The following is an 11373-nucleotide window of genomic DNA, read 5'->3' as shown; positions in this document are numbered from 1 at the left end:
TCCGTGAATTTCCAAAAGGGCTCTGAATACTAGCCCCAAGCCAATTCATCTTCATGGAACTTACATCAATTCGGCCAGGCATTTGGCTTAAACTGATCTGCGCCTGATTAAAAACAAGCGCATTATACAGCACCGTATCTGCAGCACGTGTCACATTGATCAGAGGATCAGGCTTCAAAGGCACCTGTAGCGGCACGTCAATACCGTTCGCAGATGTTTTGGGTTTTTCGGAAGAGCCGCCCAAAAGGGCATTCAGGTTTAGGCGAGAAAACGCCATGGAGCCTGCAACCTTATCAGGCTGCCCTGTGGCACCTTCTGTAAAGGTTACATCTGCACTGCGGATCGGGCTTTCCTTGAGCGAACCGGTTGTATGGTCAAGATGCCACACATCCCCCTTATGCGTGAAGTGGCCCGATAGCGTAACAGGTTGTGTAATCTTGCTATCAGCCTCACCTGCAAAAGCCATGATCGGGCGAGATGTTGCGGTCTGCAAATCCAGCTTTGCATCAATGCCATCAAAATCAAAAAGATCTGTCATGGTGCCATTCAGGTGGAGCGATAAATCACCTGATACCGCATGGATATCGGTTCCATAAGGTTTACCCGCTTGGCGTAAAACATCTATTGGCTGCATATTGGCCTGTAACGTTACGGGCGTATCATTATAGGCGCCGTTTACATCCATCACCAACGGTGTGCTGTCGCTTGTTGAATGCAAGGTAACCGCTTTAAGGCCCGTTACGTAACTCTGCCCATGTGCAGAGCGATAAATAACCTCACTATCGGTAATGGTTGCGTCACGCAGCCCAGGAAACCACACTTTCCCGCTTGGTTCTTTGAGCTTGGATGGCGTTGAAGAGGCCTTTTTACCGAACCTCCAGTTAGGTTCACGTTCAGGCGTACGCTCGAACAGACCTGAAAACCCATCAATTTTCACATCTCGCGCCTGCATATCTCCACTCAGTAAAGAGCTAAGCAGAATTTGAGCGTGCAGATGCTTCAGGATTATCATATCTGCGCGGCTGCCTTGGGGAATGTTGGCCAGATGCAGATTGTCCAGATCTACCATAACCCATCGGCCAAAACGCACATGCAATGCCTCAATCTGGGTTTTGCGACCAAGTGACGCACTGAGTTTATCTGATGCAATATGCGCCAGATTATAGTGTGGTAGGCCAGCAACCAGCACGCCAGCGGCCACAGCGGAAACAGCCAGAACACTTCCGGCCAACCATACCCAACGGGGCATACAAATACCTTTCCCAATCCTTTATCAGGAAATAGAATGCAGAAATATTATCCAAACTTCTACGAAAATTATTTTCTCGACTCAGGAATATAGTTAATTTTATTTTCCCGAATCAAGAAAAGGAAGAACACTGCGATATATTTGCAGTTCTTCATTTGTAGGTATGATACGGATTTTTATTTTACTACTGGCTTTGCTGATAACCGGCGCATGGGCCGCATTAGCGGTTTCATCAATCTGCACGCCCATCCATGCCAATGCCTGACAGACATCTGCTCGGAGATTCTGATCATGCTCACCAATACCGGCTGTAAACACAATGCCGTCCAACCCACCCATAACAGCGGTTAATGCACCAATTTCCTGCACAATCCTGTAAACAAACAGCCCGAGTGCTTCTGTAATATGCTTACGCTGCAAGGCATCCTGACTTTGCGCCAATGTTGCACGCAAAATACGCATATCGGACGATACACCCGAAACACCCAATAGCCCCGATTGATGATAGAGCGTGGTGACCAGCGTTTTCCAATCTGCTTTTTCAGACTGCACCATGTAAAGCAGAGCACCCGGATCTATCGCACCGCAGCGCGTGCCCATCATTAACCCATCAAGGGCGGAAAACCCCATAGTTGTTTCCATGCTCTTACCATGGCGCAATGCACACAGGCTGGCACCGCTTCCCAAATGCGCAACAATAGTACGCCCTTGCGCTAATGCAGGATCAACCTCTGCCAAGCGGCCTGCAATATAACTGTATGAAATACCATGAAACCCGTAGCGGCGTATGCCATGCTCTGCATAACGGCGAGGAAGTGGCAACAAGCGCGCCATTTCCGGGATAGTTTGATGAAAGGTGGTATCAAAACACGCCACCTGCAAAATATCAGGCCGCTTTTCAAAAATAGCTTTTGCAGGAGCCAACGTAGCTGCCTGATGCAACGGATCAAACGGTGTGAGTTTATCCAGTTGCTTGAGCGTATCCAGCGTGATTTTAACCGGCTGCAGAAACTCTGCACCGCCATGCACAATCCGGTGCCCTACTGCCAGTACACGCCCTTGGCCGGAATATTGTTCAAACCAATGAAAAAGGTGGCTGAAAATATGCAGACCTGTTTCCGGCCATTTTTCCTGCGCAAAAAGCTTTCCCGCCACATCTTTGGCCGTAAACTGAGAATGGTCTGGGAACTCCTCAATTTCTCCATGCAGCAGAACCTGCGGATCTACTTTGCCCGAGAAAGCGTAAATCGTCAGCTTCAGGCTTGAAGATCCGCTATTAAAAACAACAACTACATCCTGCACGGATACTCTTCCTTGTTATAAGGCTATTTTCAGCCCTGCCCACCGGCAAGATGATGAGCATAAAGCGCCCCAATGGCTATAGACGCCAAACGCGCCTGCACACTGTTTGCACGGCTAGTAAGTAACACGGGAACCGCTGCGCCCAGAACAATGCCTGCGGAATCTGCACCAGACATAAAAATCATATTCTTGGCCAGCATATTGCCGGATTCCAGATCTGGAGCCACCAGAATTTGCGCGTGCCCTGCTACGGGTGAGACAATGTTCTTTATTTTTGCAGCTTCAATATTTACAGCATTATCCATAGCCAAGGGGCCATCCAGAACGCCCCCTTGTATTTGCCCACGCTCTGCCATCTTGCATAAACATGCGGCATCAACTGTGCCGGGTATTTTGGAATTAACTGTTTCTACTGCAGAAAGAATAGCAACACGCGGGGCACCCAAACCCAGCCCGTTGTGCAGATCTATCGCATTTTGAACAATATCCCGTTTTACATCCAGATCTGGGAAAATATTGATAGCGGCATCTGTTACAAACAATAAATCCTCATACTCGGGCACAGCCAACAAAAAGACATGGCTAATACGCCTGTTGGTACGTAATCCACTATCCGCCTCAACAATGGCGTGCATAAAAATATCTGTATGCAGGCTACCTTTCATCAACGCTTTTACGCGCCCCTGCCTTACCAAGGCCGTTGCTTTCTGGGCAGCCTCTGCCGGTGTTGCGGCATCAATAAAAACAGCCTTATCTAATGTAATACCACTTGCCTTCGCCATAGATGTGATTGTGCCCTTATCCCCTATCAGAACAGGCTCTATAATATTCTGCTGAGCGGCATCCATTGCGCCTTCAAGGGCATGCTGTTCACACGGCCAGACAATACCAACAGGCACCTGCCCCGGCAATTGAACAGCGCGTGAGACCAATTGCTCAAACGCCTGATGACTGGTTGGTGCTGAACTTACAGGCATTTCTGCAGTATCATGCGTATATTGCGAAATCTGTGTTTTGCTTGAAGGGATGTTATTCATCTTTGCAATTACTGTTTAATATCAGTGATATGGGCAGATAAAATGTGCCTGTATTGTGTGCGCAAAAACTCTTCTGCCTGGGTTGCTGTGCCTCTGGCTGCCATTCGGCCCTTGAATGCCTTTACAGAACCCAAATTCTGCTCAGACATCCATTCCCGCAGTTCTTGCAGAAGAATGGAGATATAGTTCGGCCCCTTCTGCAGCAGAACCGATGTTACCATCGCGACATCAGCACCAGCCAACAGACATTTGGCAACATCCATACCGGAATGGACCCCGCCGGAAATTGCCAGATCAGCCTGACAACGCTCTGAAAGCAGCGCTGTCCACATAAGCGGTAACCGTAATTCATATGCAGAACTTGGAACAAAATCCACTTCTGCACTCTCTGTTAATGACCGTAATCCGGGCTCGTAAAAACTATTGAACAGAACAATACCGCCTGCTCCATTTTCTGATAGGCGTTTCACCATATTCCCCGGGGAGCTGAAAAAGGGAGAAAGCTTAACGCTTACCGGCACTTTAACCTGTGCCTTTACATCACGCAGCACCTGTATACAGCGCTCTTCCACCTGCGTGCCCGTTTCATCGGGGTTGGTTGGCACATGCCAGAAGTTCAATTCTATGGCAGCCGCACCCGCCTGCTCCATATCCTTGGCAAAGCGCAACCATCCTGCTGGTGTGCAGCCATTCAGGCTGGCGATAATAGGCACACCAGCTCTTTCTGCTGCACTTCGCAGCACAGCCAGCCTTCCATCCAACGGAGAGGCATGATGCATCGCGGGGAAATACCCTGCTGCTTCTGGCTGGGAATTTTCTCCCGTTTCCCACAATGCAGCTTCTGCCAGTTCCTGCGCCTGAATATCCTCTTCAAACACCGAGGCCATAACAATGGCGGAAGCCCCGGCATCTGCCAGACGCAAAATCCCTTCCAAATCTGCCGTAAGAGGCGATGCCGAAGCCACAACAGGGTGAGGCAATTCCAGCCCAAGATAGTTTGTACGAATATCCATTGCCATAATGCTCCCGTATCGCCTCAGTTCACATCTTCCCAATGGGGAAGGAAGCGGCTGCCATCACGGGCGGCCATATCTTCGTAAATCCGGTAGCGCTCGTTGGCGGCTGCCTGCGCCTGATGCAACAAATGCGCAGCACTTTCTGGATGCGTACGGGTAAGGGTTTTATAACGCAGTTCACGATACGCATAATCTTCCAACGGAATACGCGGGCGGGTGGAATCAAGCCGGAACGGGTTAAGGCCGCTTTTGCGCATGGTGGGATCAAACCGGAACAATGGCCAATACCCCGATGCCACAGCACGTGCCTGCTGCTTCATACCCGTACGCATATCTATGCCATGCGCAATACACTGCGAATACGCCAGAATAAGAGATGGCCCCTCATATGCCTCAGCTTCTCGCATTGCGATAATAGCCTGCTCCGGGTTAGCCCCCAGCGCAATCTGGGCCACATACACATTGCCGTAAGCAATGGTCTGCAAGGCCAGATCCTTACGCGGCACACGTTTGCCACCTGCCGCAAATTTGGCTGCTGCCCCCAATGGAGTGGCTTTGGAGGATTGCCCACCGGTGTTGGAATACACCTCTGTATCCAGCACAATCACGTTTACATTACGCCCTTGCGCCAACACATGGTCTAGGCCGCCGTAATCAATATCGTATGCCCAGCCATCGCCCCCAACAATCCAGATGGAACGCCGGATTAGAAAATCCGCCACAGAAAGCAACATGGCAGCATCAGGTGTATGAACAGCCTCCAGGTTGCTTCGCAGCGCACTTACACGCGCACGTTGGAGCGCAAATTCGCTTTCTGTAATCTGTGGCGCGTTCAGGATAGCCGTTGCCAGATCTTGCCCCACAATATCAGCCTGTTTTTGCAGTAATTGCCGTGCCAGAGATTCCTGTTTATCTGCGGCCAAACGGAAACCAAGGCCGAATTCCGCATTGTCTTCAAACAATGAGTTCGACCATGCAACCCCACGCCCCTGCGCATTGGCTTTCCATGCATGTGCCGGTGTATTGCCCGCATAAATGGCCGAACAGCCTGTGGCGTTGGCGATTTGCAACCTATCTCCAAAAAGTTGGGAGATCAGCTTCAGGTATGGTGTCTCACCACATCCAGCACAGGCACCGCTAAATTCAAACAGCGGTTCCAGAAACTGCACACCACGCACGTTGGCTTCGTTAATCGCAGCCCGATCCACTTCTGGCAAATGTTCAAAAAACGCGATATTCCCGCGTTCCTGTTCCAGGATAGGCAATTTTTCGCCCATGTTAATGGCGCGCGTTTCACCATCCGGGCTGATTGCTGGGCAGTTTTCAACACACACGCCACAACCTGTGCAGTCTTCTACATAAAACTGAAGCGTAAAGCGGGAATCTGGATACCCTCGTGCATTGACTGGCGCTGATTTAAAGCTTCCTGGAGCGCCTGCCAGATCTTTGTCTTCGTATGTCTTGGCTCGGATCACGCTGTGTGGGCATACAATACTACACTGCCCGCACTGAATGCACGTATCCGGGTTCCAGATTGGCACTTCTACGGCAATATTTCGTTTTTCGTACTGGGTTGTACCTCCGGGGAAAGTGCCGTCTGCCGGAATACGGCTTACAGGAATACTCTCTCCCCTGCCCGCCATAATTTCTGCCGTAACCTGCTGCACAAACACTGGAGCAGATGCAGGCACAACTGGTGGCATGGGCAAAGTGCCATCAGCCTTGGCTGGCACAGCAACTTCATGCAGGGCCGCTACAGCGGCATCCACTGCACGGAAATTGAGCTGCACAACACTATCACCTTTTGCACCATAGGTTTTCTGAATGGACTTTTTAATTTCAGAAATAGCTTCATCCGGTGGCAAAACATTGGAGAGATGGAAGAAGCATGTTTGCAAAATGGTATTAACACGTGGCGCCAAGCCAAGCTTTAGCGCAACGTCTGACGCATCAATAACAAAAAACCGCAGCTTTTTACCGACAATCTGATCCTGCACCTTGCGCGGTAGCTGTTCCCAAACCTTGTCTGCTGCATAGGGGCTGTTCAGCAGAAACGTGGCCCCGTTATTGGCGGCACCCAGAATATCGCGCCGGAACAGAAAATCGAACTTATGACAGGCAACAAAATCTGCATGTCGGATAAGGTAAGGTGCCTGAATAGGAGATTTCCCAAACCGAAGGTGAGATGCCGTTTCCCCTCCAGATTTGTGGGAGTCATAATCAAAATAAGCCTGTGCATACCATCCCGGTTTTTCACTCAGGATTTTAACACTGTTTTTATTGGCTCCCACCGTGCCATCAGCACCCAAACCATAAAACAGACAGCGCACAGTGCCTTCTGGTTCTATATCGAAGGTTTCATCATACTCCAGATTTGTATGGGAAACGTCATCAATAATACCCACTGTAAAGTGGTTCTTGGGTGTTGGTTTTTTGAGTTCATCAAAAACGGCCCGTGCCATGGCCGGGTTGAAATCACGCGAAGAAAGCCCATACCGCCCACCAATAACGCGCGGCATATGTGAGAACTGACCATTCCCTACCCCTTCTGCCAACACGCTTACAATATCTGCATGCAGTGGTTCCATAGGGGCACCGGGTTCTTTGGTGCGATCTAGCACTGCAATAGATTTTACACTTGGAGGTAAGGCTTTTAGAAAATGTTCTGCAGAAAACGGGCGGAACAAACGCACTTGCAATGCGCCTACTTTTTCACCCTGTGCGTTCAGCCATTTTGCAGTTTCCCGCACCACTTCGGAGCCGGAGCCCATGGAAATAACCACGCGTTCAGCATCTGGCGCACCAGTATAATGGAACAGGCTATATTGACGTCCCGTAAGAGACGCAAACTTGTCCATGGCATCCTGCACAATGGCAGGTACGCGCTCATAAAATGGATTAACGGCTTCTCTGGTCTGGAAATAGGTATCCGGGTTTTGCCAGGTACCACGAATGAATGGGTGTTCCGGATTAAGCGCACGTTGCCGATGTGCATGCACCAGCCGATCATCTATCATTTGGCGGATAACATCATCCGACACCACAGCAAGGCTGTTGTATTCGTGTGATGTGCGAAAACCATCTGCAAAATGGATAAAGGGAATACGCGCAGCCAAAGTAGCTACCTGAGCAACCAGCGCCAGATCATGGGATTCCTGCACAGACCCCGCCCCCAACACGGCAAAGCCTGTTGTGCGAGTGGCCATAATATCCTGGTGATCACCAAAAATGGAGGAAGCACCAGCCGCCAGCGCGCGCGCAGCTACATAGAAAACTGTTGATGTCAGCTCACCTGCAATTTTGAACATATTTGGCAGCATGAGCATAAGGCCCTGAGAGGCCGTAAACGTTGTGGTAAGCGCCCCGGTTTGCAAAGCCCCATGCACACACCCGGCTGCCCCGCCTTCTGCCTGCATTTCCTGCACAACGGGCACTTCACCCCAGATATTCTGCACACCTTGATCAGACCACGTATCTGCCAGTTCCGCCATGGGGGATGAGGGCGTGATAGGGTAAATCGCACAGACTTCGTTCACACGGTAAGCAATATGCGCAACAGATGTATTGCCATCCATTGTCTGGAGTTGTTCGGTCATGACATTCTCCATTTTATGCACGCACCTTGAAGCGTGTTGGCATAACGGGCTCACCCAAACTTCCCTTGGGTGGCGTAGCCTCTACAGGTTCCGGGTCCATCTCAATGGCATGGCAGGGGCACTGTTCTGCACAAACAGCACAGCCTGTGCACATATCCATGGCAACGGCATATCCCTTCCCCGGTCCTAGCCGTGTAATGGCTTGCTCTGGGCAGGATGCATAGCAATTGTCACATTCAAAACAGTTACCGCAGGAAAGGCATCTGCCTGCTTCATAACGTGCTGTTTTTTCATCCAAACCGGCGAATATTTCATCAAACCCGGCACGCTCTGTTAAGGGGCGCTCTGGCTGCTTGCTTCGGTCTGCCTGCGCGTAATCTGGCAGATGCAGCATATCAAATGAAACAAGAGGATGCGCTGCGGGATGCACATAACGCTGCCCGGCCAAATAAGCATTGATAGCACGCGCAGCAAGTTTGCCGTGGCCTGTTGCGGTTGTCATGGTGCGTGCACCACCTATGCAGTCTCCTCCTGCAAAAATACCTTCCTGCCCGGTCATGAGGGTTGAGGCATCTACCGCAACGGTATCATCTTTATTTATGCTGATAGCAGGCGCTGTTTTGAGCAATGCCAGATCACTATGTTGCCCAACAGCCATAACCATTGCATCTGCAGGCAAATGTGCGGTCTGCCCTGTGGAGGTTACGCTGCCATCTGGATTCATGGTCACTTTTTCAACCGTTACGCCATCTGCACCAAAATGGTCAGCAACGCTCAGCCATTCAATTTTAACCCCTTCAGCAAAAGCAGCTTCAGCCTCACTCGGCAGGGCTTCCATGTGCTGGGGGTCATAACGGAAAATCAAAACCGTATCTTGGGCGCCCAAGCGTTCTGCTGTGCGGGCGGCATCCATTGCTACGTTGCCACCACCAACAATGGCAACAGTGCGGCCTAACTGGGGCTTTTCACCTTTACTCACTTCATCCAGCAAACCGACAGCATCCACCAGCTTCTTGCCGTCCGTTGCCGGGATATTAAGATGGTTAGCCAGCTGGGCACCAACAGCCACAAATACGGCATCAAACTTACCTTGCTGACGCGCCTGCGCAACATCATCAACCCGTATACCACAGCGCAATGTAACGCCCGGCATGGATGTTATTCTGGCAATTTCATCTTTAAGAGGCTGGCGCGGTAGCCTGTAGGCGGGGATGCCATGCATCATCATTCCCCCCGGCTCTGCTGCTGCCTCATATATTTCAACCTGATGCCCTAACCTGGCAAGGTGATAGGCGCAGGAAAGCCCTGCTGGTCCACTACCTATAACCAGCACTTTTTTACTCGTAGGTGCCGCAGACTGAAAATGCCAGCCATTCTGCACTGCCAAGTCACCCAAAAAACGCTCTACAGCATGAATGGAAACAGCATCATCCAAGCTGCCTCGGTTACATGCACTTTCGCATGGGTGATAGCAGGCCCTGCCATGCACGGCGGGCATCGGGTTATTTTCGGTAAGTGCGTACCATGCTTTTTCGTAATCTCCGGCCTGCGCATGTGCCAGCCACCCCTGAATATCTTCCCCCGCAGGGCAGGCATGATTACAAGGTGGCAGAAAGTGTTTGTAAACCGGCCTTTGCCATCGAGAACTCCCAACACCTTTCCGTGTTGTCTCCTGCATGACCTGTGTCATGTCGTGCAGCTTTATAGTCATGTAAGTTCTCTCCCGACCTCGTGGCCATTAGGGTGACCGTGCGCAAGCAACGCGCATTTACGGAACAGATTTCTGAAACATGTGCATGCACCGCAATGCGCTTTGTGCAGGAAGACAAAAATCGAATAACACGTCAACTTTAAATTGATGAAATTACCGTCTTATTGGTATTATTTCTTTGCAAATAAGTTTCATTAAAAACAATTTTTGCCGATATTTCTATTCATAAAGAAAATAAGAACCAAAATAGTGCTGTATTCGAAAAAATACTAACTTGACATATTATTCATTTTTTAAGATTTGTCGCAAAAGTCCCTTTCATTCTGCTAAAATAAGGAGCTTAGGTACAACATGCAGGCAAATGTTTTTGTGAAAAGAAACTTTTCCTTTATAGCGATAAAACATCCTGATTTTCATAGATTTTTTAATATATTCCGCTGGCATAATCTTCCTCAAAAAATTATTGCAATATCTGTCATTATTTTTAATTTCTACCCCGGAAAACTTTGTGCAGAAACCATCTCCAGCGCTTATTCTGAACAAGATCGGCAAAAAGATTTTAACGATGCCGATACCAACCATGATGGCCGCCTCTCTTTAGATGAGTTTGATACAGAAGTAAGAAAAATTCTGGCTTCCAGAAATGATTTTTCATCACGAGGCTTTGCCATGCTTCCAACATCAGCCCAAGACGCTGTTCTCAATGATGAATTTCGTAAAATGGATCATGGTCAAAAAGGTTATTTAAATGTTAATGATTGGAAAGAACCGCAATAATGCATGAATTTTACGTATTCTTTTAATTTTCAGGCATAATTTATTTTAGTTTTTTATTTTTGTTTACTTAAATATTCCATTTTATTCTATGATGTATTGAAAAAATATCTCTTTTTTAAATCTTATTTTATTGCCGCTTTCAGATAGGAGAATTTTACTGTAAACAAAGGGCGAGAAGGACACTGGAGTTTGTAAAAAATTGACGGACCACCCGCAAAAGCCCGTTACCAAGGCTAAACCAACAACAACCAGACCCAAAAAGTCCTATCGCGCTTCTCAAAAACGCGAAATGATGCGCGCATTCAAGCAAGACGCCTTTGAAAGCGCTGCATGGAAAGTCTTTTCTAGTATCGGCTTGGATGCAGCAACGGTAAGAGACATTGTTGCCCTTAGCAATGTCTCACCGGGAAGTTTCTATAATTATTATAAAACCAAAGAAACCATCTTTGATATTATCCTCGTAAAAGTTGCACAGCGCGTAAGAGATGCCGCGCGCCTAGCACGTAGCGAGGAAAATAATCTGGATACTATGCTTCAGAAAAGTCAGTATGCGGCTTTTCGGGAGCTTCTAAGTATTCATGGTGCACCGCATTTTTTAGAGCTCAATCAGCATCATATCAGAGCCAAGCTCTTTAATATGAGTGAAACACGGGAAATGCTGGATGACCTGAAGCTGTTGATTTTC

General features: G+C 48.9%; 8 protein-coding genes. 2 read left to right on the top strand and 6 right to left on the bottom strand.

The annotated features are described in order from the left end of the window. From AD928_RS01955 to AD928_RS01930, 6 genes are all read right to left on the bottom strand, one after another. Positions 1-1249: AsmA family protein (locus AD928_RS01955; RefSeq protein WP_062247803.1), on the bottom strand; the 1249-nt coding region annotated here is incomplete at its 3' end. A gap of 99 nt (positions 1250-1348) precedes the next feature. Next, positions 1349-2551 carry an acetate/propionate family kinase gene (locus AD928_RS01950; protein WP_062247801.1) on the bottom strand — a complete coding sequence of 401 codons (1203 nt, stop codon included), beginning with the start codon at positions 2549-2551 and terminating at the stop codon, positions 1349-1351. A gap of 29 nt (positions 2552-2580) precedes the next feature. Then, entirely contained in the window at positions 2581-3597 is a 1017-nt protein-coding gene (locus AD928_RS01945; protein WP_156470057.1) for a bifunctional enoyl-CoA hydratase/phosphate acetyltransferase, read from the bottom strand. After that, on the bottom strand, positions 3597-4607 hold the full coding sequence (locus AD928_RS01940; protein WP_062247799.1) for a dihydroorotate dehydrogenase-like protein: 1011 nt from the start codon (positions 4605-4607) through the stop codon (positions 3597-3599). The genes AD928_RS01945 and AD928_RS01940 overlap by 1 nt, the downstream gene beginning before the upstream one ends. A gap of 17 nt (positions 4608-4624) precedes the next feature. Next, positions 4625-8212 (bottom strand): pyruvate:ferredoxin (flavodoxin) oxidoreductase, encoded by a 3588-nt coding sequence (gene nifJ / locus AD928_RS01935; RefSeq protein WP_062247796.1) that lies wholly within the window; start codon positions 8210-8212, stop codon positions 4625-4627. A gap of 1 nt (position 8213) precedes the next feature. Next, positions 8214-9878, bottom strand: a complete 1665-nt coding sequence (locus tag AD928_RS01930; RefSeq protein WP_233419895.1) for an NAD(P)-binding protein — start codon at positions 9876-9878, stop codon at positions 8214-8216. Between the two features lie 384 nt (positions 9879-10262). Here AD928_RS01930 and AD928_RS01925 point away from each other — a divergent pair, with 384 nt between their 5' ends. After that, on the top strand, positions 10263-10688 hold the full coding sequence (locus AD928_RS01925) for an EF-hand domain-containing protein (RefSeq protein WP_062247792.1): 426 nt from the start codon (positions 10263-10265) through the stop codon (positions 10686-10688). 199 nt (positions 10689-10887) lie between these two features. Further along, positions 10888-11373: TetR/AcrR family transcriptional regulator (locus AD928_RS01920; protein WP_062247805.1), on the top strand; the 486-nt coding region annotated here is incomplete at its 3' end.

Origin of the sequence: Acetobacter cerevisiae (assembly GCF_001580535.1) — a bacterium.
GTDB classification, from domain to species: Bacteria; Pseudomonadota; Alphaproteobacteria; order Acetobacterales; family Acetobacteraceae; genus Acetobacter; species Acetobacter cerevisiae.
This window is presented reverse-complemented; position numbering and strand designations above follow the sequence as displayed.